This is a genomic window from Geodermatophilus sp. DSM 44513, from assembly GCF_032460525.1.
GTDB lineage: Bacteria > Actinomycetota > Actinomycetes > Mycobacteriales > Geodermatophilaceae > Geodermatophilus.
Genome location: NZ_CP135963.1, coordinates 3,327,703 through 3,352,901, shown reverse-complemented (window position 1 = coordinate 3,352,901; position 25,199 = coordinate 3,327,703). Strand labels below are relative to the sequence as shown.

Genomic DNA, 25,199 nt, shown 5'->3' with positions numbered 1-25,199 from the left:
ATGCGCCTGGCAGTGATCCCCGGGGACGGCATCGGCCCGGAGGTGGTGGCCGAGGGCCTCAAGGTCCTCCACGCGGTCGCCCCCGACGTCGAGACCACCCCCTACGACCTCGGCGCCTCCCGCTGGCAGCGCACCGGGGAGCTGCTGCCGGACACGGTGCTCGACGAGCTGCGGCAGCACGACGCGATCCTGCTCGGCGCCATCGGGGACCCGAGCGTGCCGCCGGGCATCCTCGAGCGCGGGTTGCTGCTGCGGCTGCGCTTCGAGCTCGACCACCACGTCAACCTGCGCCCGGCGCGACTGTTCGACGGCGTCGCCAGCCCACTGGGCGACCCCGGCGCGATCGACATGCTGTGCGTGCGGGAGGGCACCGAGGGCCCCTACGTCGGCAACGGCGGGGTGCTGCGCCGCGACACCCCGCACGAGGTGGCCACCGAGGTGAGCGTGAACACCGCGTTCGGCGTCGAGCGGGTCGTCCGCTACGCGTTCGAGCGCGCCCTGGCCCGCCCGCGCCGGCACCTCACGCTGATCCACAAGACCAACGTGCTCACCCACGCCGGGTCGCTGTGGTCGCGGACGGTCGAGGAGGTCTCCGCCGAGTTCCCCGAGGTCGCCGTCGCCTACTCCCACGTCGACGCCGCCGCGATGTTCTTCGTGACCGATCCCGGACGCTTCGACGTCCTGGTCACCGACAACCTCTTCGGCGACATCGTCACCGACCTGGCCGCGGCCGTCACCGGCGGCATCGGCCTGGCCGCCAGCGGCAACCTCGACGCCTCCGGCACCTCCCCGAGCATGTTCGAGCCGGTGCACGGCTCGGCGCCGGACATCGCCAGCACCGGCGTCGCCGACCCCACGGCCACCGTGCTGTCCGTCGGCCTGCTGCTCGACCACCTCGGTCGCGGTGACCAGGCCCGCAAGGTCGACGCCGCGGTGGCCTTCGACCTGTCCACCCGGGACCCGCGGGCCCGCGTGCGGACCACCGAGGTCGGCGACCGGCTGGCCGCGCTCGCCGGCGGGTGAAGGACCACCCTTCTCCCCACGCCTCGCAGGCTCGGCGCGGGCCCCTGAAGGGCGGCCGTTCCAGCTCCTCACCAGGCGGGGATCATCCCCTGGGCTGCACCTCGCCCATCGGGCCGAAGCCGCTGACGTCCGGGGCGTCCACGTAGATGATCTGCGGCTGCTCGGCGACGAACTCCGACATCCAGTCGAAGGCGGCCTTGGCGTGCGGGGTGGCGACGTGCGAGGCGCCGGCGTCGGAGTCGCGGAAGCCCTCGATGCACACGAACGTGTTCGGGTCCTCGACGCTGCGCGACCACTCGAAGAACAGGCTGCCCTCCTCGGCGTTCACCGCCCGGGCGTACTCGTCGGCGTGGGTCCGGAAGTCCTCGATCCGGTCGGGCCGGACGGGCATCTTGATGACGATCAGGATCACGGCGTCTCCTCTGGTCGATCCGGTGCGCTCCGGGCGAGCACAGTGTCACAGCGGACGGGGTCGACCGCCCGGCCGGCGGGACGGCGGGCCCGCGCGGGGTCAGTAGCCTCGGGGCGTGCGCATCGTCCGCTTCGCCTCGCCCTCCGGCATGTCCTTCGGCGTCCTCGACGGGGACGGCCAGGTCGCCCAGATCGAGGGCCACCCGTTCGGCACCGTCTCCTTCACCGGCCGCCGGTTCGCCCAGGCCGACGTCCGGCTGCTCTCGCCGATCCTGCCGAGCAAGGTGGTGGCCGTCGGCAAGAACTACGCCGAGCACGTCCGGGAGATGGGCACCGGGGACGCGCCGGCGCAGCCGCTGCTGTTCCTCAAGCCGTCGACCACGGTGATCGGCCCCGGCGACGCCATCCGCATCCCGCCGGGCAGCACCAACGTGCACCACGAGGTGGAACTGGCCGTCGTCATCGGCGCGCGCGGTGCCCGGCACGTCAGCCCCGAGCAGGCCCTGGGCAGCGTGTTCGGCTACACCATCGCCAACGACGTCACCGAGCGGGACATGCAGGCCAGCGACGGGCAGTGGACCCGCGCCAAGGGCTTCGACTCGTTCTGCCCGCTGGGGCCGTGGATCGAGACCGACCTGGCCGCCCTCGGCAAGGACCCCGCCGACCTCGAGGTCACCTGCACGGTGGACGGCGAGCTGCGCCAGTCCGGGCGCACCAGCCAGCTGCTGTTCGGGATCCCCACGCTGGTCTCGCACATCTCCCAGGTGATGACCCTGCTGCCCGGCGACGTCGTGCTCACCGGCACCCCGGCCGGCGTCGGCGTGATCGCCCCGGGCCAGACGGTCGCGTGCAGCATCGAGGGGCTGGGCACGCTGACCAACCCCGTGTCCGGCGCCGACACCGTCTCCACCGCGGGCGGCGCCCGGTGACGGTGACCCGCTTCTGCCCCTCGCCCACCGGGCTGGTGCACGTCGGGGCCATGCGGACGGCGCTGTTCAACTGGGCGCACGCCCGGCACACCGGCGGCACGTTCGTCTTCCGCATCGAGGACACCGACGCCGCCCGCGACAGCGAGGAGTCCTACCGGCACCTGCTGGACTGCATGCGCTGGCTCGGGCTGGACTGGGACGAGGGCCCCGAGGTCGGCGGCCCGCACGGCCCCTACCGGCAGTCCGAGCGGCTCGACGTCTACCGCGACGTCGCCGCGCGGCTGCTCGAGGCCGGGCACGCCTACGAGTCCTTCTCCACCCCCGAGGAGGTCGACGCGCGGCGCCGGGCGGCCGGGCAGGACCCCAAGCTCGGCTACGACAACGCCGACCGGCACCTCACCGAGGAGCAGCGGGCCGCCTTCCACGCCGAGGGGCGGGCGCCGGTGCTGCGGCTGCGGATGCCCGACGAGGACCTCGCCTGGACCGACCTGGTGCGCGGCGACATCTCCTTCGCGGCCGGCTCGGTGCCCGACCCGGTGCTGGTGCGCGCCACCGGCGCGCCGCTCTACCCCTTCACCAACCCGGTGGACGACGCGCTGATGGGCGTCACCGACGTGCTGCGCGGGGAGGACCTGCTGCCCTCCACGCCGCGGCAGATCGCCCTGCACCGGGCGCTGACCGACATCGGGGTGGCCGCCGGGGTGCCGCGGTTCGGGCACCTGCCGCTGGTGTTCGGCGAGGGCAACAAGAAGCTGTCCAAGCGCGACCCGCAGTCGGACTTCGACGTCTACCGGGACCGCGGCTTCCTGCCCGAGGGCCTGGTCAACTACCTGGCGCTGCTGGGCTGGGCCATCGCCGACGACCGCGACGTGTTCTCACCCGCCGAGCTCGTCTCGGCCTTCGACGTCACCCGGGTCAGCGCCAACCCGGCCCGCTTCGACCTCAAGAAGGCCGAGGCGATCAACGCCACCCACCTGCGCGCGCTGCCGGTCGAGGACTTCACCACGCGTGTCACGCCGTTCCTCGCCCGGGCCGGGCTGGTCGGCGACCCGCCCACGGCCGAGCAGCAGCGGGTGCTCGCCGCCATCGCCCCGCTGGCCCAGGAGCGGATGATCGTGCTGTCCGACGCCGTCGGCCTGCTCGGCTTCCTGTTCACCGAGGACGTCGACGTCGACGCCGGTGCCGCGGCGAAGAACCTCCGGCCCGAGGACGGCGAGGTGCTCGACGCCGCGGTCGCCGCGCTCCGGGAGCTGCCCGCCTGGACCACCGCCGACATCGAGGGCGCGCTCAAGCAGGCCCTCGTCGAGGACCTCGGCCGCAAGCCCCGCCAGGCGTTCGGGCCGGTGCGCGTCGCGGTCAGCGGGCGGACGGTGTCCCCGCCGCTGTACGAGTCCCTCGAGCTGCTCGGCCGCGACCGCACCATCCGCCGCCTGCAGGGTGCCCGGGAGGCGTACACGCGCTGATGGGTCCCCTCCCCGGCGGACCGCCGGCCCCGAGCACCGCCGACGACGAGCCGTACACCGGTCCGCCGCCGACCGGGCGCTATGCCGCGCCGCCGCACGTCCCCGGGGCCGCGCACGGCGTGGCCGCGTGGCCGGCCGCCGGCGCGCCCGGCGGGACGCCCCCCTGGCAGCAGGCCCTGCTGCGCTGGCAGCCCGGCCCGCAGCCACCGGCGTGGCTGCCGCCCGGGGGTTCCGGCCTCCAGCCGCCGCCGGGCACCCCGCCGCACGACGAGCCGGTCGAGTACCTGCAGGTGATGCGCACGCGGGACTGGCGCTGGTGGCGGCCGGTGCTCGGCCTGCTGCTGTTCGCCGTCTTCTACGGGGTCGCCGCGGTGCTGGTGGTGATCGCCGGCCTGGCGACCGGCGTCTTCCCCGACCCGACGGCCATCGACCCCACCGACCTCACCGACCCCACCCTGCTGCTGGTCACCAACGTCTCGCTGATCGTCGCCGTCCCGTGCGTCTGGCTGGCCTGGGCGGCGCCGCACGGCCTGCGGATCGGCTGGTCGTCGTCGGTGCTGGCCCGGCTGCGCTGGCGGCTGCTCGCGCCCTGCACGCTGCTGACCCTGCCCACGCTCGTCGCCGGCCTGTTGCTCAGCGTCGGCCTGAGCGTCGTGGCAGGGGACTGGGCGCCCACCGGCCCGGTACGGGACTACGGCTGGCTGCTGCTCGTCGTGCTGCTGACCACGCCGCTGCAGTCCGCCGCCGAGGAGTACGTGTTCCGCGGCTACCTGAGCCAGGCGATCGCCGCGTGGGTCGGCCGGCCCCGGGCGGGTGCGGTGGTGGCCGCCGTGCTCACCGCCGCGCTGTTCTCCGCGCTGCACCTCCCGCCGGACCTGTGGACCTTCCTCGACCGGTTCGCCTTCGGGCTGGCCGCCTCGGCGGTCGTGTGGCTCACCGGCGGGCTGGAGGCGGCGATCGTGCTGCACGCGGTCAACAACGTGGTGGTCTTCGCGCTGGCCGGCGGGCTGGGGGAGGGGGTGGCCACCGACGCCGTCCCGGCCGGTGCCGGCGTGCTGGTGGTGCTCGTCGACCTGCTGGCGATGGGCGGCTACGTCGCGCTGGTCGCCCGCTCCCGCGGCCGGCTGCACCCGCAGACGCGGACCGCCGCGCTGGACCTGCGAGCACCGTCACCCCCGGGGGTGCCCGGGCCGCCGCCGGGCATCGGGTATGCTCTCTACCGGCGCCGCGAGGCGCAGCACGGCCCTTGGGGTATGGGGTAATTGGCAGCCCGACGGTTTCTGGTTCCGTTAGTCTAGGTTCGAGTCCTGGTACCCCAGCGAGGCAGCTGTTTCCTGGAGCAGCGGTCCTTAGCACCACCTGTACGGCCCCGTCGTCTAGCGGCCCAGGACGCCGCCCTCTCACGGCGGTAGCGAGGGTTCGAATCCCTTCGGGGCTACGCCCGTGCCAGAGCCCCCGGCCACCCCGGCCGGGGGCTCTCGCCGTGCCGGGGGTCGGGTTGGCCCGGGAGGGACGGCAGGTCTAGCGTCTCCGGGGTTGCTCACCCACAGTGACGGAAGGGCGGGACGCGCGGTGATCCGGACGAGTCGTCGGCTGGCCGACGGCCGGGAGGTCCTCTACTTCGACGCCGGTGACACCGCCCCCCCGCGCACCGCCGAGGACCCGCGCGACCTGCCGCCGGTCAGCACCCGCTCGCAGCTGCGCTTCGACCCGCTGCTGGGGGAGTGGGTCGTGCTGGCCTCGCACCGGCAGACGCGCACCTTCCTGCCGCCGGCCGACCTGTGCCCGCTGTGCCCGACCCGGCCCGGCAAGGAGCCCACCGAGGTCCCCGAGGCCGACTACCAGGTGGTCGTCTTCGAGAACCGGTTCCCCTCCCTGGCCACCGCCGTCGAGCGCGACGTGCCCCCGACCGCCCCCGGCGCCCCGCTGACCGGGCTGCGGCCCGGCTTCGGCCGCTGCGAGGTCGTCGTGTTCACCAGCGAGCACGACCGGTCCTTCGCCACCCTGGGCGTCGACCGGGCCCGGCTGGTCGTCGACGTGTGGGCCGAGCGGACCGCCGAGCTGTCGGGCACCCCCGGGGTCGAGCAGGTCTACGTGTTCGAGAACTCCGGCGAGGAGATCGGGGTGACGCTGTCCCACCCGCACGGGCAGGTCTACGCCTACCCGTTCGCGGCGCCGCGGGTGGAGAAGCTGCTCGCCTCCGTGCAGCGGCACCGGCAGGCCACCGGCGGGGACCTGTTCGCCGACGTGCTGGCCGCCGAGCGCGCCGGGCCGCGGGTGGTCACCGCCAACGAGCACTGGACGGCGTTCGTGCCGGCCGCCGCGCGCTGGCCCTACGAGCTGCAGGTCTTCCCGCACCGCAAGGTGCCCGACCTCCCGGCCCTCGACGACGCCGAGCGGGACGCGCTGGCCGGCATCTACCTCGACGTGCTGGGCCGCTTCGCCCGCCGCTTCGACACCCCCATGCCCTACATCTCCTCCTGGAACCAGGCGCCGGTCACCCGCGGGCGGGAGGACTGGTGGCTGCACCTGCAGCTGTTCTCGCTGCGCCGGGCCCCGGGCAAGCTGAAGTACCTGGCCGGCTCGGAGTCCGGCATGGGTGCCTTCATCACCGACACGGTGCCCGAGGACGTCGCCGCGCAGCTGCGGGACGTGCGCCCGTGACGGCGGCGGACGCGGCCCGCGCGGCGTTCGCGGAGGCCTTCGGCGCCGACCCCGAGGGGGTCTGGGCCGCGCCGGGGCGGGTGAACGTGATCGGGGAGCACACCGACTACAACGACGGCTTCGTGCTGCCGGTGGCCCTGCCGCACACCACCCGGGCCGCGGTCGCCCGACGCGACGACGGGCGGGTCGCCCTGGTGTCCGCGCAGCACCCCCGCGACCGGGTGGAGGTGGCCGTGGCCGAGCTCGCCCCCGGGCACCCCGGTGGCTGGGCCGGCTACCCCGCCGGGGTGGTCGACGCGCTGCGCGACCGGGTGCCCGGCGGGGTGAGCGTGCTGGTCGACGGCGACGTCCCGGCGGGCATGGGCCTGTCCTCGTCGGCCGCGCTGTCCTGCTCGGTGGCCCTGGCGCTGCGCGACCTGGCCGCGCCCGACCTCGCCGCGGCCGACCTGGTCGACGTCGCCCGGCGCGCGGAGAACGACTTCGTCGGCGCCCCGACCGGCATCCTCGACCAGTCCGCGTCGCTGCTGTGCACCGCCGGGCACGCACTGTTCCTCGACACCCGGGACCGCAGCACCGAGCAGGTGCCGCTGGACCTGCGGGCGGCCGGGCTGAAGCTGCTCGTCGTCGACACCGGGACGACGCACGACCACGCCACCGGCGGCTACGGCGACCGGCGCCGCGAGTGCGAGCAGGCCGCCGCCCGGCTCGGCGTGCCCGCGCTGCGCGACGTCCCGGACGTGGCCGCCCTCGGCGCGCTGGACGACGGCAGCCCCGGCGGCGGCGTGCTGCTGCGGCGGGCCCGGCACATCGTCACCGAGAACGCCCGGGTGCTGGAGGTCGTGGCGCTGCTGCGGGGCGACCGCGGTCCGGCGGCGATCGGGCCGGTGCTCACCGCCGGGCACGCCTCGCTGCGCGACGACTTCGGCATCTCCACCGTGGAGCTCGACACCTGCGTGGACACCGCGCTGGCCGCCGGCGCCGCCGGTGCCCGCATGGTCGGTGGCGGGTTCGGCGGCAGCGCCGTCGTCCTCGTGGACGCCGCCCGCACCGACGCCGTCGCCCGGGCGGTCACCGACCGCTTCGCGCAGCAGGGCTTCGCCGCGCCCCGTGCCTTCGCGGTGGTGCCGTCCGCGGGCGCCCGGCGCCTGGCCTGACCCACCCCCCGACACCGGAGGCCCGCCACCCGTGGACGCCCTGCGCCTGGACGCCTCGTTCGTCGACTACCTGCTGGTCGCCGCCTACTTCGCCGTCGTGCTGCTGATCGGCGTCGCCGCCCGCCGCCGGGTGTCCGACAGCCTGGACTTCTTCCTGTCCGGCCGGTCGCTGCCCGCGTGGGTGACCGGGCTGGCGTTCGTCTCGGCCAACCTGGGCGCGGTCGAGATCATCGGCATGTCGGCCAACGGCGCCCAGTACGGCTTCCCGACCATGCACTACTTCTGGATCGGCGCCGTCCCCGCGATGCTCTTCCTGGCCATCGTGATGATGCCCTTCTACTACGGGTCGAAGGTGCGCAGCGTCCCGGAGTTCATGCTCCGCCGGTTCGGCACCGGCGCGCACCTGGTCAACGCGGTCTCCTTCGCCCTGGCGCAGGTGCTCATCGCCGGCATCAACCTGTTCCTGCTGGCCACCATCGTCGAGGCGCTGCTGGGCTGGCCGCTGTGGGTGTCGCTGATCGTCGCGGCCGCCGTGGTCCTCAGCTACATCACCCTCGGCGGGCTGTCGGCGGCCATCTACAACGAGGTGCTGCAGTTCTTCGTCATCGTCGCCGCGCTGCTGCCGCTCACCCTCATCGGCCTCAACCGGGTCGGGGGCCTCGGCGGCTTCGTCGACGCGGTGACCGGGACGCCGGGGTACACCGACCCGCTGTCGACCTGGCCGGCCACCGACCTGTCCGGCTTCGCCAGCCCGGTGTGGTCGACGCTCGGCATCGTGTTCGGCCTGGGCTTCGTGCTGTCCTTCGGCTACTGGACGACGAACTTCGTCGAGGTGCAGCGGGCGATGGCGACCCACTCGATGTCCGCGGCGCGCAGCACCCCGGTGATCGGGGCCTTCCCGAAGATGTTCATCCCGTTCCTGGTCGTCGTCCCCGGGATGGTCGCCGCCGCGATCGTGCCGGAGGTGCGCGCGCTCAAGGAGGGCGCGGACAGCCCGATCACCTACAACGAGGCGCTGCTGGCCCTCGTCCGGGACGTGCTGCCCAACGGGCTGCTGGGCGTGGCGATCGCCGGCCTGCTGGCCTCCTTCATGGCCGGCATGGCGGCCAACATCTCCGCCTTCAACACCGTCTTCAGCTACGACCTGTGGCAGACCTACGTCCGCCGGGACCGCCCCGACGCCTACTACCTGCGGATCGGCCGGCTGGCCACGGTCGGTGCGACGGTGGTGGCCATCGGGACGGCGTTCATCGCCGCCGGCTACAGCAACCTGATGGAGTACCTGCAGACGCTGTTCGGGTTCTTCAACGCCCCGCTGTTCGCCACCTTCATCCTCGGCATGTTCTGGAAGCGGATGACGCCGACGGCCGGCTGGGTCGGGCTGGTCTCCGGCACGCTGGCCGCCGTCACGGTCTTCCTCGCCAACGAGACCGGGCTCATCTCCCTGCCCGGCCAGGGCGCGGCCTTCGTGGCCGCCGGGGCGGCGTTCGTCGTCGACGTCGTGGTCAGCGTCGCGGTCAGCCGGGTGACCGAGCCCAAGCCGGTCGCCGCGCTGGCCGGGCTGGTCTACTCCGAGACGCCCCGGGAGCAGCGCACCGACCCCGACGCCGGCCGGTTGCCCTGGTACCGGTCGCCGACCAAGCTGGCCGGGGTCGCGCTGGTCATGGTGATCGCGCTCAACGTGGCGTTCGCCTGATGGCGGGCCGGTCGGCGGAGGAGGGCCCGATGGGCAGCAGCGGGGGCGAGGCGCCCGCCGGTGAGCGGCACGCGGCCGGCGCCTACGACGTCCGCAACGTGATCGCGGCGCTCATCGGCTTCTACGGCGTGGTCCTCGTCGTCGTCGGCCTGGTGGACGGCGCCGAGGCCGAGGCCAAGACCGGTGGCGTGGACGCCAACCTGTGGGCCGGTGCCGGGATGCTGCTGTTCGCCGCGGCGTTCGCGCTGTGGTCGCGGCTGCGCCCGGTGGTCGTCGACCCCGGCGCCGACGTCACCGGCGACGAGGAGCGGCCGCCGGCGCCCTGAGGAGAGGACCCCGGCCCCCACGGCTCGCAGGCTCGCAGCGGGCCCCTGCGTCACCTGGCGGCGCGGGCGATGGCGCCGGCGGCCTCCAGCACCGCGCCGACCACCTCGGGCGCCGGACGGCGGCCCAGCCGCTCCACCGGGCCGGAGACGGAGACCGCGCCCAGCACCCCGCCCCCGGCGTCGCGGACCGGCGCGGACAGCGAGGCCACCCCGGGCTCGCGCTCGGCGATGCTGTGCGCCCAGCCGCGACGGCGGACGTCGAGCAGTGTGCGGGCGGTGAAGCTGGCGGCCGGTAGCAGCGGGGTGACCTCGTCAGCGGGGGCGAAGGCCAGCAGCGCGTGGGCCGCCGAGCCCGCGGTCATCGGCAGCCGCGCCCCGACCGGCACGGTGTCGCGCAGCCCGTGTGCCCGCTCGGCGGCGGCCACGCACACCCGGCTGGCGCCGTCGCGGACGTAGAACTGGGCGCTCTCCCCGCTGGCGTCCCGCAGCGCCACCAGGTGCCGGCCGGCGACCGCGGCGAGGTCGGCGACCCCGCCACCGCCGAGCTCGCCCAGGGCCGGCCCGGGGGCCCAGGCGCCGGCCGGGGTGCGGCGCACCAGGCGGTGCCCCTCGAGGGCGACGGCGAGCCGGTGCGCGGTCGCCCGGGGCAGCCCGGTCCGCTCGACCAGCTCGGCGAGGGTGGCGGGCTCGGCGGACACCGCGCGGAGGATCGCCACCGCTTTGTCCAAGACGGCGACGGGGTTAGGCTGTCCCACACAGCAATACTTGCATCCCACCTGCTGAGATGGCCAGCCGGTCGCGGAGGGACGCGAGCGACGCCGACCCGGAGGGACCCGCCGTGCCGAAGACCCTGGCGGAGAAGGTCTACGACGCCCACGTGGTGCGCAGCGCCGCGGGCGAGCCGGACCTGCTCTACATCGACCTGCACCTGGTGCACGAGGTCACCAGCCCGCAGGCCTTCGACGGCCTGCGCGCCTCCGGTCGCACGGTCCGCCGTCCCGACCTGACGATGACCACCGAGGACCACAACGTCCCGACCCAGGACCTCCTGCGCCCCATCGCCGACCCGGTGAGCCGCGCCCAGATCGAGGCGCTGCGCCGCAACGCCGCCGAGTTCGGGCTGCGCCAGGCGCCGATGGGCGACCGCGACCAGGGCATCGTGCACGTCATCGGCCCGCAGCTGGGCCTGACCCAGCCCGGCACGACCATCGTCTGCGGCGACAGCCACACCTCCACCCACGGCGCCTTCGGCGCGCTGGCCTTCGGCATCGGCACCAGCGAGGTCGAGCACGTCCTGGCCACCCAGACGCTGCCGCAGTACCGGGCGAAGCAGATGTCGGTCACCGTGGACGGCGAGCTGCCCGACGGCGTCTCGGCCAAGGACGTCATCCTCGCCCTCATCGCCCGGATCGGCACCAACGGCGCCGCGGGCCACGTCATCGAGTACCGCGGCAGCGCCATCGAGGCGCTGTCGATGGAGGCCCGGATGACCATCTGCAACATGTCCATCGAGGCCGGCGCCCGCGCCGGCCTGATCGCGCCGGACGACACCACCCTCGCGTTCCTCCGCGGCCGCCCGCACGCCCCGCAGGGCGCGGACTGGGACGCCGCCGTCGCGCACTGGCGGACGCTGCGCACCGACGAGGACGCCGTCTTCGACACCGAGGTCGTCCTGGACGCCGCGTCGCTGGCCCCCTTCGTCACCTGGGGCACCAACCCCGGCCAGGGCCTGCCGATCTCCGGGTCGGTGCCCGACCCGGCGGCCGTGGCTGACGAGGACGAGCGCCGGGCCGTCGAGCAGGCGCTGGCCTACATGGGGCTGACCCCGGGCACGCCGCTGCGCGAGATCGAGGTGGACACCGTCTTCCTCGGCTCGTGCACCAACGGCCGCATCGAGGACCTGCGCACCGCCGCGGCGCTGCTGCGTGGCAGGCGGATCGACGCCGGCACCCGGATGCTCGTCGTCCCCGGGTCGGTCGGGGTGAAGCTGCAGGCCGAGGCCGAGGGGCTGGACCGGGTGTTCACCGAGGCCGGTGCGGAGTGGCGCGGCGCGGGCTGCTCCATGTGCCTGGGCATGAACCCCGACCAGCTGCAGCCGGGGGAGCGGGCGGCCTCCACCAGCAACCGCAACTTCCAGGGCCGGCAGGGCAAGGGCGGGCGCACCCACCTGGTCTCCCCGTCGGTCGCCGCCGCCACCGCGCTGACCGGGCGGCTGACCGCCCCCGCCGACCTGGCCTCCTCCGAGCCCGCTGGAGTCTGACCCGATGGACGCGTTCACCACGCACACCGGCACCGTCGCCCCGCTGCGCCGCAGCGCCGTCGACACCGACCAGATCATCCCGGCGGAGTACCTGAAGCGGATCACCCGCACGGGGTTCGAGGACGGGCTGTTCTCGGCGTGGCGCCGCAACGAGCCGGACTTCGTGCTCAACCGGCCGCAGCACGCCGGCGCCTCGATCCTGGTGGCCGGGCCCGACTTCGGCACCGGCTCCTCCCGCGAGCACGCCTGCTGGGCACTGCTGGACGGCGGGTTCCGCGTCGTGGTCAGCTCGCGGTTCCCCGACATCTTCAAGAACAACTCGACCAAGTCCGGACTGCTGACCGTCGTCCTGCCCCAGGCCGAGGTCGAGGCCCTGTGGGACGCGGCGGAAGCCGACCCGGCCACCCCGGTGACGGTCGACCTGCGCGGGAAGCAGGTCAGCCACGGCGGGCGCAGTGTGTCGTTCGAGGTGGACGACTACACCCGCTGGCGGCTGCTCGAGGGCCTCGACGACGTCGGGCTCACCGAGCGCCACCTGACCGACATCGAGGAGTTCGAGGCGCGCCGCCCGGCCTGGCTGCCCACGGTGCTGCCCGCCAGGTGAAGGACCCCCTTCCCCCCACGACTCGCACGCTCGTCGCGGGACCCTGAAGGGGGCCGTTCCAGCACGTCACGGGGCGGGGTCCTCGGGATCGGCCCAGAGGTCCCGGTGGTAGTCGGCGGCCAGCGCCCCCGGCCGCCCGCCCAGCACCCAGGTGCTGCCCTTGGCCGCCGGCGGGTGCGCCCGCGCGGGCACCCCGTCCCAGCGCACGCCGAGCTCGGTCAGCACCGACGGGATGGTCCCGCCCTGGCTGCACACGACGGTCACCGCGGGCCGCCCCTCGCCGGCGTCCACCGGCCGCAGGAGGCGCTCGACGGTGGCCAGGCCGGCCCGCGGGTCGGCGGTGAACTCCTCCTCGCCCAGCTCGGGTGCCTCCCCGACGACCGTCCCCAGCCGCTGCGCCAGCGGGGCCACGGTGTCCCGGCAGCGGGTGGGCCGGGCCGAGAGGACGGCGGTCGGCCCGAACAGCGGCAGCACCTCGGCCAGCCGCCGCGCCTGCTGCCGGCCGCGGTGCTCCAGCGGCCGCAGCTCGTCTGGGCCGTCCCAGTCCGCCCTGCTGCCGGCCCTGGCGTGCCGGACCAGCAGCAGGGTGGGCTCCCGCGGGACGTCGGTGCGCGCCAGGTCGGCCAGCACGGCGCGGTCGTGCGGGTGGGTGACCAGCGCGCAGGCGCGGTCGACCGGCAGCCAGCGCAGCTCGTCGACCTCCCGGTTGGCGCGGAAGCCCCCGCCGACGACCCGCATCAGCCAGTAGTCGACCCGCTTGGGCCCCTCCGGCACCTGGTACTGCGTGCGCACGCTGCGCCGGCCGACCACCACCTGCAGCCCGGTCTCCTCCTCCACCTCGCGCACCGCCGTCTGCAGCGGGTGCTCGCCCGGCTCCGGCTTGCCCTTGGGCAGCGACCAGTCGTCGTAGCGCGGGCGGTGCACCACCGCCGTCTCGATGCCGCCGTCGGCCGCCGGGCGCCACAGCGCGCCCCCGGCCGCGCGCACCGTGCGGCCCGGCTCAGCCGGCATGGTCGACCGCCGCGGCCATCAGCCCGGCCTGGTAGTCCCGCCCACCGGTGCGCGTCCAGGCGCCGTCGCTGCCCAGCTCCCAGCAGCGCACGCCCTCGGTCATCGCCCCGTCGAAGGTCTCCTGCAGCTGGCGCTCGGCGGCGTCGTCGCAGACCCGGAGCAGCACCTCGACGCGGCGGTCGAGGTTGCGGTGCATGAGGTCCGAGCTGCCCAGCCACCACTCGCCGTCCCCGCCGGCGGCGAACCAGATCACCCGCGAGTGCTCCAGGAAACGGCCCACGATCGAGCGCACCCGCACGTTGTCCGACAAGCCCGGGACGCCGGGGCGCAGCGAGCAGATGCCGCGGATCAGCAGCTCCACGGGGACGCCGGCCGCCGCCGCCTCGTAGAGGGCGTCGATGAGCTCCTCGTCGACGAGGGAGTTCACCTTGACCCGGATGCCGGCCGGCAGCCCCTCGCGGGCGTTCCGGGCCTCCCGCCGGATCTTCTCCAGCAGCCCGGTGCGGATCCCGTGCGGGGCCACCATCAGCCGGCGGTAGGACGTCTGGCGGGAGTAGCCGGTCAGGGTGTTGAACAGGTCGGTGAGGTCCGCGCCCACCCGCGGGTCGGCCGTGAGGACGCCGAGGTCCTCGTAGAGCCGGGCGGTCTTGGGGTTGTAGTTGCCCGTGCCGATGTGGCAGTAGCGGCGGATCAGCGCGCCCTCCCGGCGCACCACCAGCGCGGTCTTGCAGTGCGTCTTCAGGCCCACCAGGCCGTAGACGACGTGGCACCCGGCCCGCTCCAGCGACCGGGCCCAGCTGATGTTGGCCTCCTCGTCGAAGCGCGCCTTGATCTCCACGAGGACGACGACCTGCTTGCCGGCCTGCGCGGCGTCGATGAGCGCGTTGACGATCGGGGAGTCACCCGAGGTGCGGTACAGCGTCTGCTTGATGGCCAGCACGCCCGGGTCGGCGGCGGCCTGCTCGATGAAGCGCTGCACGCTGGTCGCGAACGAGTGGTAGGGGTGGTGGACGAGCACGTCGCCCTCGCGCAGCGTGGCGAACACGCTCTTCGGGGTCTCGCCCTCGGACAGGCGCGGGTGGGTGGCCGGCACGAACGGCTCGTCCTTGAGCTCGGGGCGGTCCACCCCGTAGAGCTCCCAGAGTGCGGCGAGGTCCAGCAGGCCGGGCACGTGGACGACGTCGGAGGCGTCCACCTCCAGCTCCGAGACCAGCACCTGCAGGACCTCCGGGTGCATCGGCTCGGCGACCTCCAGCCGCACCGCCGGCCCGAACCGGCGGCGGGCCAGCTCGCGCTCGAGGGCCTGCAGCAGGTCCTCGTCGCGGTCCTCCTCGACCTCCAGGTCGGCGTTGCGGGTGACCCGGAACAGGTGGTGGTCGATGACGTCCAGGCCGGGGAACAGCGCCGGCAGGTGCGCGGCGATGAGGTCCTCCAGCGGCAGGTAGGCCGCGGTCGAGTCGACGGCCACCGGCACGAACCGCGGCACGTTGTTGGGCACCTTGAGCCGGGCGAAGCGCGCGGCGTCGGTGTCGGGGTCGCGCACCCGGACGGCGAGGTTCAGCGACAGGCCGCTGATGTAGGGGAACGGGTGCGCCGGGTCGACCGCCAGCGGCGTGAGCACCGGGAACACCTGGTCGCGGAAGTACTCCCGCAGCCGCGGCACCTCCGCCTCGCCCAGGTCGTGCCAGCGCACGATCCGGATCCCGGCCTCCTCCAGCCGCGGGGTGATGTCCTTGGTGAACACGTCGGCGTGCCGGTGCACCAGGTCGCGGGTCCGCTCGCTCACCCGCGCGAGCTGCTCGCGGATGGTCAGCCCGTCGGGTGAGCGGACGGTCAGCCCGGTGCTCTGCCGGCGCTTGAGGCCGGCGATGCGGACCATGTAGAACTCGTCGAGGTTGCCCGCGAAGATCGCCAGGAACTTCACCCGCTCCAGCAGCGGCACGGAGTCGTCCTCCGCCAGCTCCAGCACGCGGGCATTGAAGTCCAGCCACGACAACTCGCGGTTGATGTAGCGGTCGGCGGGTCGGGTCGGGGCCACCCGCTCATCGTGCCGCAGTCCGGTGACCGGCGGGTGACCGGCGCGAGGTCACCCGACGGCGTCCCCGGCCGCGCCGAGCAGGGCGGCGGTCCGCGGCCCGACGCCGAGCGCCAGGGCGGCGCGCAGGTCACCGGCCGTGTCGACGTCCCGGGCCAGACCCGGCCAGTGCCCGTCCAGCCGGACCGCGCCGCCGACCGCGTGCCGCCGCGCCGACCCCGGCCCGAACGCGGGGGACAGGTCAGTGCCGACCGCGGTGAGCAGCGTCGTCCCGGTGCCCTGCGCGTCGGCCACGAAGCAGCGGGCGGCCACCTCCGCCGCGGCCAGAGCGGCGGTCAGCTCCTCCGGCCGCAGGGCCGGCAGGTCGGAGGACAGCGCGGCCACCGCGGCGGCCCCGGTGGCGCGGGCGCCGTGCGCCAGGGCCGGGTTGAGGCCGGCGTCGGGCTCGTCGGGCACCGTGCGGGCGCCCAGGGCGCGCACCTCGGCGGCCGCGGCCGGGTCGTCGGTGACCACCAGGACGCCGGCGACGGCGGGGGAGGACAGCGCCGCGGCGACGGTGTCGCCGAGCAGCGCGAGCACCAGCCGGTCGTGCGCGGCGCCGGGCCGGCCGGCCGTCCCGGCGGTCAGCGGCCGCAGTCGGGTCTTGGCCAGCGACAGCTGCTTCGCCGGGACGACGACCGACCACCTGCGCACGGCGACAGTGTGGGTCCACGGCGCGCCACCCCGGCCGGCGGACCCCGGTGCGCCGTCCGGGACGGCCGAGGGCCGATCATGGGGGCTCGGACGTCCCGGCCGGGCAGGCGCGGGACCGGCAGGAGGGGAGGGACCGGTGACGCAGCACGGGACACCGGACGCCGGGGGAGCGGGTCGCACCCCGGCCGCGCCGTCCCGGTGGCGCACCCGCCGGCCGCTGCCGCCGGCGCTGCTCTTCTGCGTGCTGGTGGTCTACCCGCTCACCGTGCTGCTGTTCCGGATGCGGATCCGGCACGCCGAGCGGTTCCCCCGCACCGGTCCGGTGCTGGTCGTGGCCAACCACGTGTCGGTCCTGGACCCGCTGGCCTGCGCCCGGCTGGTCTGGGAGTGCGGCCGGGTCCCGCACTTCCTGGCCAAGGAGGCGGTCTTCGCCGGACCGGCCGGGCGGCTCCTGCGCGCCGCCGGGCAGATCCCGGTCGCCCGCGGGTCGGCCGACGCCCGGGCCTCGCTCGCGGCCGCCGAGGCCGACCTCGCCGCCGGCAACGTCGTGGTCATCTACCCCGAGGGCTCGGTCACCCGGGACCCCGACTGGTGGCCCATGGAGGCCCGCACCGGGGTGGCGCGGCTGGCCCTGGCCACCGACGCCGTCGTCCTGCCGGTGGCCCAGTGGGGCCCGCAGCGGGTGCACGACTACCACACCAAGCGGCTGCACCCGCAGCTGCGCGCCCCGGCGGACCACCTGGTCGGGGAGCCGGTGGACCTCACCGACCTGCGGGCCGACGTGCGCGCGGGGCGGCCGATGACCGGTGACCTGCTGCGCCAGGTGACCGACCGGGTGATGACCCGCGTCCGCGACCAGCTGGCCGAGCTCCGCGGGGAGCCGGCCCCGCCCACCACCACCCCCCACCCGCGGCGTGTGCTGCCCGGTGACCTGCCGGGGAGCCCCGCGTGACCCGCGCCGCCGTCCTCGGGGCCGGCTCGTGGGGCACCACGTTCGCCAAGGTGCTGGCCGACGCCGGCTGCTCGGTGCTGCTGCACGCCCGCCGCCCCGAGCTGGCCGGAGCGATCCGGGAGACCCGGGAGAACCCCGAGTACCTGCCCGGCATCCGGCTGCCCGAGCGGCTGCGGGCGACCGCCGACCCCGCCGAGGCCCTCGCCGGCGCCCAGATCGTGGTGCTCGCCGTGCCCTCCCAGTCGCTGCGGGCCAACCTCGGCGAGTGGGCGCCGCTGCTGCCGGACGACGCGGTGCTGCTGTCGCTGATGAAGGGCATCGAGCTGGGCAGCACCAAGCGGATGAGCGAGGTGATCTGCGAGGTCACCGGGGCGGGGCCCGACCGGGTCGCCGCGCTGTCGGGCCCCAACCTGGCCCGCGAGATCGCCGAGGAGCAGCCGGCCGCGACCGTGGTGGCCTGCTCCGACCACGAGCGGGCCGCGCAGGTGCAGGCCGCCTGCCACACCCCCTACTTCCGGCCCTACACCAACGCCGACCTGGTCGGCTGCGAGCTGGGCGGCGCGGTGAAGAACGTCATCGCGCTGGCCTGCGGCATCACCGAGGGCATGGGTCTCGGCGACAACACCCGGGCCTCGCTGATCACCCGCGGCCTGGCCGAGACCGCCCGGCTGGGTGCGGCCCTGGGTGCCGAGCCGGCCACCTTCGCCGGGCTCGCGGGCCTCGGCGACCTGGTGGCCACGTGCAGCTCCCCGCTGTCGCGCAACCGCACCTTCGGCGAGCGGCTGGGGCGCGGCATGTCCGTGGAGGAGGTGCAGCGGACCACCCGCCAGGTCGCCGAGGGCGTCAAGAGCTGCCGCCCGGTGCTGGACCTGGCCCGGGCCCGCGGGGTGGACATGCCGCTGACCGAGGCCGTCGTGCGGGTGTGCCACGAGGGCGTGCCCGTCCCGCAGGTGGTGAAGGAGATCATGTCCAGGGAGGCGAAGCCGGAGTGAGCGACGGGACCGCAGGCCGAGCCGGCGTCGGCGGGCAGGTGTGGGGTGACGGGACGCGGGTGGTGCGCGCCGGCGAGGAGGCGGCCGTGCCCGGCGCGCCGATGCGCCCCTCGCCGGTGTTCGCCGCGCCCTTCCACCTGGGCGACCGCCCGCCGGGTGCCGACGGCGCGGACACCTACGCCCGCACCGGTCAGCCCACGCTGCGCGTCTACGAGGCCGCCGTCGGGGAGCTGGACGGCGGCCGCTGCCTGTCCTTCGCCACCGGCATGGCCGCGATCGGCGCCGCGGTGCTGGCCGTCGTCCGCGCCGGCGACCGCGTCGTGCTGCCCTCGGACGGCTACTACGCCACCCGGCTGCTGGCCCGCGACGAGCTGGAGCGCTACGGCGTGACGGTGCAGTACGTGCCCACCCCGGAGATCGGTGAGGTCGCCGCCCGCGGCGACCTCGAGGGCGCGCGGTTCGTGATGCTCGAGACACCGAGCAACCCGCTGCTCGACGTCTGCGACGTCGCCGCCGTCGCCCGCGCCACCCGCGCCGCCGGTGCGGTGCTCGCCGTCGACAACACCACCGCAACCCCGCTGGGCCAGCGGCCCCTGGCCCTCGGCGCCGACCTGACCGTCGCGGCCGACACCAAGGCGCTCACCGGGCACAGCGACCTGCTGCTGGGCCACGTGAGCACCGCCGACGACGAGCTGTTCGCCCGGCTCAAGGACCACCGCGACCACACCGGCGGCACGCCCGGCCCGTTCGAGGCCTGGCTCGGGCACCGCTCGCTGAGCACGCTGGACCTCCGGCTGGGCCGCCAGGCGGCGACCGCGGCGGCCGTGGCCGACCTGCTCGCCGCGCACCCCGCGGTGTCCGGCGTCCGCTGGCCGTGGCGGCCCGGCGACCCCTCCCACGAGCTGGCCTGCCGGCAGATGCTGCGCCCGAACGGCGTGGTGTCCGCCGAGCTGGCCGACGCCTCGGCGGTCGCCCGGCTGCTGGGCGCCAGCCGGCTGTGGACGGCGGCCACCAGCTTCGGCGGCGTGCACAGCACCCTCGACCGGCGGGCCCAGTGGGGCGGCGACGCCGTCGGCGAGGGCTTCGTGCGGCTGTCCTGCGGCATCGAGGACACCGCCGACCTGGTCGCCGACCTCACCGCCGCCCTCGACGCGGTGTAGCCGCCGGCCTCCTTCAGCCCGCGGTGGGCGACAGGTCGGCGGGCTCGCTGCGCCGGCGGTGCGCCGCCCGGGCGGTCAGCCACAGGCTCACCCCGACGTAGTAGCCGATGTAGGCCAGCGACAGCGTCACCACGACCGGGTGCGGGTCGGGCACCTGCACCAGCAGGACGCCGTAGAGGACCAGCCACGCAGCCGTCAGCCCCAGGCTCAGGCCGTGCAGCACCGGCGTGCGCGAGGGGTACAGGTAGCGGACCGGCACGAACACCAGCACCGAGCAGACGACCAGCACGGTCGCCACCACGCCCGGCGCCAGCTCCAGGACGATGGCGTAGAAGGCCACCACGTTCCAGTAGCTCGGGAACCCCAGGAAGGTGTGGTCCTCGGTCTTCGCGTCGACCCGGCAGAACTGGTAGCTCGACGCCAGCAGCGGCAGCGCGGCGACGACCCAGCCGAGGCCGCCGGCGGGCAGGGACCCGGTGGTCCACAGCAGCACGACCGGGGCGAAGGCGTAGGTGAGGTAGTCGACGATGTCGTCGAGCCGGGCGCCGTCGAACCACGGGATCGTCTCCTTGACCCGCAGCCGCCGGGCCAGCATCCCGTCGGTGCCGTCGACGACGAGCGCGACCAGGCCCAGCCACAGGGCGGCCACGGCGTCGCCCTCGAAGGCCGCCAGCACGATGAGCAGCCCGAGCACCGAGCCGCTGGCGGTGTAGAGGTGCACGGCGGCCCCGGCCAGCCGCAGGCCGAGCGGGGGGGACGCCGTCCCGGCACTGTTCTGGGCCATCGCGACTGAGGTTCCCACACCGCGGCTGCGCGGGCCCCGTCGTGCCCGCCGCCGGGGCCGGCCGCGTCGCCTCCACTAGGGTCGGCCGCGATGAGCGGACAGCCGGGCAGACCGCTGTGAGCGGGCCAGTGGAGCGGTTGCGCGTGGCGGTCGTGTTCGGCGGCCGCAGCGCGGAGCACCCCATCTCGTGCGTGTCGGCCGGGGCCGTCCTCGCGGCGCTGGACCGGGACCGCTACGACGTCGTCCCGGTGGGCATCACCCGCGCCGGCGCCTGGGTGCTGCCCGACCCCGGACAGCGCCTGGCGATCACCGACGGCGTCCTGCCGGAGGTCGGCGGCGGGACGGCGGTGACGCTCGTGGGGAACCCGGCCGGCCCCGGCCTGCTGCGCCTGGACGGCGCGGGGGAGCGGATCGGCCTCGACGTCGTCTTCCCCGCGCTGCACGGCACGCACGGCGAGGACGGCACCGTCCAGGGGCTGCTGGAGATGAGCGGCATCCCCTACGTGGGCTCGGGGGTCCTCGCCAGCGCGGCGTCGATGGACAAGGAGTTCACCAAGAAGCTGCTCGCCGCCGCCGGGCTGCCGCAGGGTGACCACGTGGTGCTGCGGGACGCCTCCGGTGCGGTGTCGGCCGATCCCACGGTGCTCGACGCCGCCGCCCGCGAACGGCTCGGCCTGCCGGTGTTCGTCAAGCCCGCGCGGGCCGGCTCGAGCATCGGGATCACCAAGGTCACCGACTGGGCGCAGTTCCCCGAGGCCGTGGCGACCGCCGCCGCGGTCGACCCCAAGGTCGTCGTCGAGGCCGCCGTCCCGGGCCGGGAGGTGGAGTGCGGCGTGCTGGCCGGGCCCGGCGGCGGGCCCCCGCAGGCCAGCCTGCCGGCCGAGATCCGGCTGCACCCGGACACCGACTGGTACGACTTCGCCGCCAAGTACCTCGACGACGCCGCCGACTTCGACGTCCCGGCCGACCTGACCGCCGAGCAGACCCGCGCGGTGCAGGACGCGGCCCGCCGGGCCTACCTGGCCCTGGACTGCCGCGGCCTGGCGCGGGTCGACTTCTTCCTCGGCACCGGCCCGGACGGCGCCGAGCGGCTGGTGGTCAACGAGGTGAACACCATGCCCGGGTTCACCCCCATCTCGATGTACCCGCGGATGTGGGCCGCCTCCGGGGTGGACTTCGCCGCGCTGGTCGACCGGCTGGTCGAGGTCGCCCTGGCCGACGCGAGGGCCACCGGCCCGGCCGCGGCGCTGGACGGCACCCGGGCGTGAACCCGCCGGCGGGAGTCCGGCACGGCGGGCCGGCGCTGCTGCTGGCCCTGCTGGTGGGCTGCGCCGCCCCGTCGGACGCCGGCCCGCCGGCCGCGGCGACACCCGACGTCCCCGCCGAGCTGGAGGAGCTGGTCGTCACCGCCGTCCCCTCCGGCCTGCCCCGCGTGCCCGACGACGCCCTCGCACCGCCCGCGGGGGAGAAGTCGGTCCAGGACGTCGCCGGGTACGCCCAGGACGCCGACCGCGAGCGCGAGGTGCTCGACGACTACGGCTACCGCTTCGGCTGGGAACGCTACTGGGGCTCCGGGTCCGGCCCGCTGACCACCGTCGCGGTCCACCGGTTCGCCACCGCCGAGGGCGCCGGGGCGTTCACCGGGGACGTCGCCGCGCACGACGCCCGGGTCTACGGCGGGCAGCTGCACGGGGACCCGGCGGAGCTGCCCGCCGGCTGCTCCCTGCTCGTCCTGCCCGACGGCGCCCCGGCCGCGCGGGTGGCCTCGCCCGCGGCGTTCACCTGGTGCCCGCACGGGGTGTTCAGCGTGTCGGTCACCGCGGTGGCGGGTTCGGTGGAGGTCGCCACCGGGGAGGCGCGCGCGGTCACCGCCGCCCAGCTGGACCGGCTGCCCTAGTCGCCGGTGTCGATCGGCTGCAGCGGCAGGGTGTCGTTGATCACCGGGCCCAGCGCGGTGACCGGGGCGCTGTCGGTGTCGGCGGACACGGTCACCTGCAGGTAGACCGGCCGGTCGACGGCGGTCCACATGATCCGCTCGGGGTCGGTGGTGTCCACCAGCCAGTTGACCCCGCTGATCTGGATCAGCGGGGACGTCGGCTCGAGCGCGGCCGGCCGCTCGACGCCGCACACCAGCACCACCGGCGGCTCGCCCCAGGCGTAGGCGAACGGGGAGTCGGACTGCACCGGGCGGGACTGCTCCCCGGCCAGCTCCAGGGGCAGCTCGGCCATCAGCGCCGGGCAGGCGGCGTCGGCCTCCGGGGTGACCGGCGGGACCTGCACCGGCAGCGGGGGCAGGTCGGCGCGGCCGGGCACCGGGGCGCCGTCGACGTCGGCCACCGCGTCGCCGGCCGGGCCGTCCGTGGCGTCGTCCCCGCCCAGGACGCGGGTGAGCACCAGCAGCACCACCACCAGGGGCAGGACGACGGCGGTGACGACCAGCGCCACCCGCCGCAGCGGGTCCTCCGGCCGGGGTGGCGGCGTCGGGTCGCCGGGGGCCGCGGGGGTCTCGGTCAGGGTGCTCAGATGTTGACGACGGGGCAGGTCAGCGTCCGGGTGATGCCGTCGACGGACTGCACGCGGGCCACGACCAGCCGGCCGAGCTCGTCGACGGTCTCGGCCTCGGCCCGCACGATGACGTCGTAGGGGCCGGTGACGTCCTCCGCCTTGGACACCCCCGCGATCTCGCTGATGGTCGACGCGACCTGGGCGGCCTTGCCGACTTCGGTCTGGATGAGGATGTAGGCGTGGACCACGGGAGACCCTTCCTCGGGCGGCGCTGCAGGTGCGGCGTCCGCGCCGGCGGGCGGACAGTTGCGCAACCTACCGCAGCACGTTGGAGGAGCCGGTGAGTCGTCCCCGTCCCCTGGTCCCCCGGACCGACCCTGCCGACAGCGTCCGGGTGGTGGGGGAGTTCGGCGTCATCGCCCGCGTGCTGGCGCGCTCCGGCGTGGCCCGGGTGACCGAGGTGGGCCCCGGCGACGACGCCGCCGTCCTGCGCGCGCCCGACGGCCGGGTGGTCGCCACCACCGACGTCCTCGTCGAGGGGCGGCACTTCCGGCGGGACTGGTCCTCGGCCGAGGACGTCGGGCACAAGGCCGCGGCGGCCAACCTGGCCGACGTGGCCGCGATGGGCGGGGTGACGACCGCCCTGCTGGTCGGGCTGGCCTGCCCGCCGGACACCCCGACGACGTGGCTGGAGGGCGTGGCCGCCGGCCTGGCCGCCGAGTGCGCGCCGCTGGGGGCCGCGGTGGTCGGCGGGGACACCGTGTCGGCGGCGCCCGGCAGCGGTGCCGTCGTCCTGTCGGTGACCGCCCTGGGCGACCTCGGCGGGCGGGCCCCGGTGCTGCGCTCGGGCGCCCGGCCCGGTGACGTGCTGGCCCTCGCCGGCCGGCTGGGCTGGTCGGCCTGCGGGCTGGCGGTGCTGCGGCGCGGGTTCACCAGCCCGGCGGCCGCGGTGGCCGCGCACCGGCGGCCCACCCCGCCGTACGCGGCCGGACCGGTGGCGGCCGGCGCGGGAGCGACCGCGATGTGCGACGTGAGCGACGGGCTGCTGGCCGACGCCGGGCACCTGGCGCAGGAGAGCGGCGTGCGGATCGACCTGGACCGGGCCGCGCTGGTGCGGGCCACGCTGCAGCCGCCGGGGCCGCTGCAGCAGGTGGCCGCCGCCCTGGGCGGGGACCCGATGGCGTGGGTGCTCACCGGCGGGGAGGACCACGCCCTGCTGGCCACCTTCCCGGCCGGCACCGACCTGCCCGAGGGCTGGACGGCGATCGGCGCGGTCCGCGGCGGCAGCCCCGGGGTGCGGGTCGACGGCGAGCCGGCGGAGGCCGTCGCCGTGTCGGTCGGCGCGGAGGGGACCGGGCATGCGCACTTCCGCTGAGCCCCGGCTGGCCGACGGTCGCCCGGTGACCCTGCGCGCCGTGCCCTACGACGACCCGCTCGCCCAGGAGATGGTGTCCCGCGTGCAGCAGGAGTACGTGGCCCGCTACGGCGGGCCGGACGAGGCCGTCGTCGACGCGGCGGAGTTCGACCCGCCGGCCGGGCTGTTCCTCGTCGCCGAGGTGGACGGCGTGCCGGCGGGGTGCGGCGCCTGGCGGGTGCACGCGCCCGGCGTGGCCGAGGTGAAGCGGGTCTACGTGGCGCCGGGCTTCCGGCGGCAGGGCCTCGCCCAGCTGCTGATGGCGGCGCTGGAGGACAGCGCCGCGGCGGCCGGGCACCGCTCGGTGGTGCTCAACTCCGGGCCGGAGCAGCCCGAGGCGCTGGCGCTGTACGCCGGCCTCGGCTACACCCCGGTGCCCGGGTACGGCGTCTACGCCGACGAGCCGGACGCGGTGCACCTCGGTCGTCGGCTGGGAGGTGGGCGGTGAGCGGCGTCGTCACCGTCTCGGCGTCCTACGGCGCCGGGGGCGCGGAGGTCGGGCCCGCCGTCGCGGCCCGGCTGGGGATGGTGTTCCACGACCGCGCCATCCCCGCCCGGGTGGCCGGGCGGCTGGGCATCCCGGTGGCCGAGGCGGAGGCGAACGACGAGACCGTCGCCCGCGGGCTGTGGCGGATCGTCGCCTCGCTGGGCTCCATGCCCGACCCCATGGGCGGCGTCGTCCCGGTGACCGAGCAGCTCGACGAGCGGACCTTCCGGCTGCAGACCGAGCGGGTGGTGCGCGAGATCGCCGACGGGCCGGGCGGGGTGGTGCTGGGACGGGCCGCCGCGATGGTCCTCGGTGAGCGGCCCGACGCCCTGCACGTGCGCCTGGACGGGCCGGCCGAGCGGCGGCTGGACGCCGCGGTGGCCCGCAGCGGGCGCCCGCGCGAGGAGGTCCGGCGGGAGATGCGCGCCAACGACGCCGCGCGGGTGGGCTACGTGCGCCGCAACTACCGGGTCGACCCGGCCGCCCCGGGCAGCTACCACCTGGTGGTCGACAGCACGGCGCTGCCGCTGCAGACCGTGGTCGACCTCGTGGTGGAGGCCGCCCGCGGCCGCGGCATCGCCTGAGCGCGCCCGGGCCGCTCTCGCCGGGGCCGCTCCCGGCGAGATCGGCGATGTC

General features: G+C 75.7%; 26 protein-coding genes and 2 tRNA genes. 20 read left to right on the top strand and 8 right to left on the bottom strand.

Going from position 1 to position 25,199, the window contains the following annotated elements; genetic code table 11:
* Positions 1-1,023, top strand: a complete 1,023-nt coding sequence (locus RTG05_RS16275) for a 3-isopropylmalate dehydrogenase (protein WP_166525982.1) — start codon at positions 1-3, stop codon at positions 1,021-1,023.
* An 82-nt stretch (positions 1,024-1,105) separates the two neighbouring features.
* On the opposite strand, the gene RTG05_RS16270 is transcribed toward RTG05_RS16275, so the two are convergent.
* On the bottom strand, positions 1,106-1,435 hold the full coding sequence (locus tag RTG05_RS16270; protein ID WP_166525981.1) for a putative quinol monooxygenase: 330 nt from the start codon (positions 1,433-1,435) through the stop codon (positions 1,106-1,108).
* A gap of 115 nt (positions 1,436-1,550) precedes the next feature.
* Here RTG05_RS16270 and RTG05_RS16265 point away from each other — a divergent pair, with 115 nt between their 5' ends.
* The 9 genes from RTG05_RS16265 (at position 1,551) to RTG05_RS16225 (ending at position 9,666) form a co-directional block, all read left to right on the top strand.
* Positions 1,551-2,363, top strand: a complete 813-nt coding sequence (locus RTG05_RS16265; protein WP_166525980.1) for a fumarylacetoacetate hydrolase family protein — start codon at positions 1,551-1,553, stop codon at positions 2,361-2,363.
* Positions 2,360-3,826: a glutamate--tRNA ligase gene (gltX, locus tag RTG05_RS16260; protein ID WP_166525979.1), complete on the top strand. Its 1,467-nt coding sequence runs from the start codon at positions 2,360-2,362 to the stop codon at positions 3,824-3,826. Before RTG05_RS16265 ends, gltX begins: the two co-directional genes overlap by 4 nt.
* Positions 3,826-5,088, top strand: a complete 1,263-nt coding sequence (locus tag RTG05_RS16255; protein WP_166525978.1) for a CPBP family glutamic-type intramembrane protease — start codon at positions 3,826-3,828, stop codon at positions 5,086-5,088. The genes gltX and RTG05_RS16255 overlap by 1 nt, the downstream gene beginning before the upstream one ends.
* Positions 5,074-5,145 (top strand) — tRNA-Gln (locus tag RTG05_RS16250). The genes RTG05_RS16255 and RTG05_RS16250 overlap by 15 nt, the downstream gene beginning before the upstream one ends.
* A 46-nt stretch (positions 5,146-5,191) precedes the next feature.
* A tRNA-Glu gene (locus tag RTG05_RS16245) sits at positions 5,192-5,264 on the top strand.
* Positions 5,265-5,398: 134 nt separating this feature from the next.
* Positions 5,399-6,490 (top strand): galactose-1-phosphate uridylyltransferase, encoded by a 1,092-nt coding sequence (gene galT / locus RTG05_RS16240; RefSeq protein WP_208104615.1) that lies wholly within the window; start codon positions 5,399-5,401, stop codon positions 6,488-6,490.
* Entirely contained in the window at positions 6,487-7,644 is a 1,158-nt protein-coding gene (gene galK / locus RTG05_RS16235) for a galactokinase (RefSeq protein WP_166525977.1), read from the top strand. The genes galT and galK overlap by 4 nt, the downstream gene beginning before the upstream one ends.
* A 31-nt stretch (positions 7,645-7,675) precedes the next feature.
* Positions 7,676-9,340, top strand: a complete 1,665-nt coding sequence (locus tag RTG05_RS16230) for a sodium:solute symporter family protein (RefSeq protein WP_166525976.1) — start codon at positions 7,676-7,678, stop codon at positions 9,338-9,340.
* A 29-nt stretch (positions 9,341-9,369) separates the two neighbouring features.
* Positions 9,370-9,666: a hypothetical protein gene (locus RTG05_RS16225; protein WP_166525975.1), complete on the top strand. Its 297-nt coding sequence runs from the start codon at positions 9,370-9,372 to the stop codon at positions 9,664-9,666.
* Positions 9,667-9,716: 50 nt separating this feature from the next.
* Here the strand turns inward: RTG05_RS16225 and RTG05_RS16220 are convergent, their stop codons facing one another.
* Positions 9,717-10,421 (bottom strand): IclR family transcriptional regulator, encoded by a 705-nt coding sequence (locus RTG05_RS16220; RefSeq protein WP_315911957.1) that lies wholly within the window; start codon positions 10,419-10,421, stop codon positions 9,717-9,719.
* Between the two features lie 83 nt (positions 10,422-10,504).
* On the opposite strand from RTG05_RS16220, the gene leuC reads away from it, so the two are divergent.
* Positions 10,505-11,926, top strand: a complete 1,422-nt coding sequence (gene leuC, locus RTG05_RS16215; protein WP_166525974.1) for a 3-isopropylmalate dehydratase large subunit — start codon at positions 10,505-10,507, stop codon at positions 11,924-11,926.
* Positions 11,927-11,930: 4 nt separating this feature from the next.
* Complete coding sequence (leuD, locus tag RTG05_RS16210) at positions 11,931-12,530, top strand: 3-isopropylmalate dehydratase small subunit (RefSeq protein WP_166525973.1); 600 nt, start codon at positions 11,931-11,933, stop codon at positions 12,528-12,530.
* Between the two features lie 66 nt (positions 12,531-12,596).
* Here leuD and RTG05_RS16205 read toward each other — a convergent pair whose 3' ends face one another.
* Genes RTG05_RS16205 through cofC form a run of 3 tightly spaced genes read right to left on the bottom strand, consistent with a single transcriptional unit; the run spans position 12,597 to position 16,269 of the window.
* Entirely contained in the window at positions 12,597-13,541 is a 945-nt protein-coding gene (locus RTG05_RS16205) for an NUDIX hydrolase (protein ID WP_166525972.1), read from the bottom strand.
* Complete coding sequence (locus RTG05_RS16200; protein WP_166525971.1) at positions 13,531-15,579, bottom strand: RNA degradosome polyphosphate kinase; 2,049 nt, start codon at positions 15,577-15,579, stop codon at positions 13,531-13,533. The genes RTG05_RS16205 and RTG05_RS16200 overlap by 11 nt, the downstream gene beginning before the upstream one ends.
* 48 nt (positions 15,580-15,627) lie before the next feature.
* Complete coding sequence (gene cofC / locus RTG05_RS16195; protein ID WP_166525970.1) at positions 15,628-16,269, bottom strand: 2-phospho-L-lactate guanylyltransferase; 642 nt, start codon at positions 16,267-16,269, stop codon at positions 15,628-15,630.
* Between the two features lie 136 nt (positions 16,270-16,405).
* On the opposite strand from cofC, the gene RTG05_RS16190 reads away from it, so the two are divergent.
* From RTG05_RS16190 to RTG05_RS16180, 3 genes are read left to right on the top strand one after another with little or no spacing between them, the layout of a single operon-like run.
* The gene (locus RTG05_RS16190; protein WP_166525969.1) at positions 16,406-17,221 is read left to right on the top strand and encodes a lysophospholipid acyltransferase family protein; all 816 of its coding nucleotides are present in this window, start codon (positions 16,406-16,408) and stop codon (positions 17,219-17,221) included.
* The gene (locus tag RTG05_RS16185) at positions 17,218-18,213 is read left to right on the top strand and encodes an NAD(P)H-dependent glycerol-3-phosphate dehydrogenase (RefSeq protein ID WP_166525968.1); all 996 of its coding nucleotides are present in this window, start codon (positions 17,218-17,220) and stop codon (positions 18,211-18,213) included. Before RTG05_RS16190 ends, RTG05_RS16185 begins: the two co-directional genes overlap by 4 nt.
* Positions 18,210-19,373 carry a cystathionine gamma-lyase gene (locus RTG05_RS16180; RefSeq protein WP_315911956.1) on the top strand — a complete coding sequence of 388 codons (1,164 nt, stop codon included), beginning with the start codon at positions 18,210-18,212 and terminating at the stop codon, positions 19,371-19,373. The genes RTG05_RS16185 and RTG05_RS16180 overlap by 4 nt, the downstream gene beginning before the upstream one ends.
* 13 nt (positions 19,374-19,386) lie before the next feature.
* On the opposite strand, the gene RTG05_RS16175 is transcribed toward RTG05_RS16180, so the two are convergent.
* Entirely contained in the window at positions 19,387-20,157 is a 771-nt protein-coding gene (locus RTG05_RS16175) for a CDP-alcohol phosphatidyltransferase family protein (RefSeq protein WP_166525967.1), read from the bottom strand.
* A gap of 116 nt (positions 20,158-20,273) precedes the next feature.
* Here RTG05_RS16175 and RTG05_RS16170 point away from each other — a divergent pair, with 116 nt between their 5' ends.
* Positions 20,274-21,425: a D-alanine--D-alanine ligase family protein gene (locus RTG05_RS16170; protein WP_166525966.1), complete on the top strand. Its 1,152-nt coding sequence runs from the start codon at positions 20,274-20,276 to the stop codon at positions 21,423-21,425.
* Positions 21,422-22,054, top strand: a complete 633-nt coding sequence (locus RTG05_RS16165) for a hypothetical protein (protein WP_166525965.1) — start codon at positions 21,422-21,424, stop codon at positions 22,052-22,054. Before RTG05_RS16170 ends, RTG05_RS16165 begins: the two co-directional genes overlap by 4 nt.
* Here the strand turns inward: RTG05_RS16165 and RTG05_RS16160 are convergent.
* Together RTG05_RS16160 and RTG05_RS16155 are read right to left on the bottom strand one after the other, a co-directional pair.
* Positions 22,051-22,602, bottom strand: coding sequence for a DUF3515 domain-containing protein (locus RTG05_RS16160; protein ID WP_315911955.1), 552 nt, complete (start codon positions 22,600-22,602; stop codon positions 22,051-22,053). The genes RTG05_RS16165 and RTG05_RS16160 overlap by 4 nt on opposite strands.
* A gap of 74 nt (positions 22,603-22,676) precedes the next feature.
* A complete protein-coding gene (locus tag RTG05_RS16155; protein ID WP_166525964.1) occupies positions 22,677-22,910 on the bottom strand; it encodes an Lrp/AsnC ligand binding domain-containing protein in 234 nt (77 codons plus the stop codon).
* A gap of 92 nt (positions 22,911-23,002) precedes the next feature.
* Between RTG05_RS16155 and RTG05_RS16150 the strand changes: the two genes are divergently transcribed.
* From RTG05_RS16150 to RTG05_RS16140, 3 genes are read left to right on the top strand one after another with little or no spacing between them, the layout of a single operon-like run.
* On the top strand, positions 23,003-24,037 hold the full coding sequence (locus tag RTG05_RS16150; RefSeq protein WP_208104614.1) for a thiamine-phosphate kinase: 1,035 nt from the start codon (positions 23,003-23,005) through the stop codon (positions 24,035-24,037).
* A complete protein-coding gene (locus RTG05_RS16145; RefSeq protein ID WP_166525963.1) occupies positions 24,021-24,524 on the top strand; it encodes a GNAT family N-acetyltransferase in 504 nt (167 codons plus the stop codon). Before RTG05_RS16150 ends, RTG05_RS16145 begins: the two co-directional genes overlap by 17 nt.
* The gene (locus RTG05_RS16140) at positions 24,521-25,147 is read left to right on the top strand and encodes a cytidylate kinase-like family protein (protein ID WP_166525962.1); all 627 of its coding nucleotides are present in this window, start codon (positions 24,521-24,523) and stop codon (positions 25,145-25,147) included. Before RTG05_RS16145 ends, RTG05_RS16140 begins: the two co-directional genes overlap by 4 nt.
* Positions 25,148-25,199: the final 52 nt, after the last annotated feature.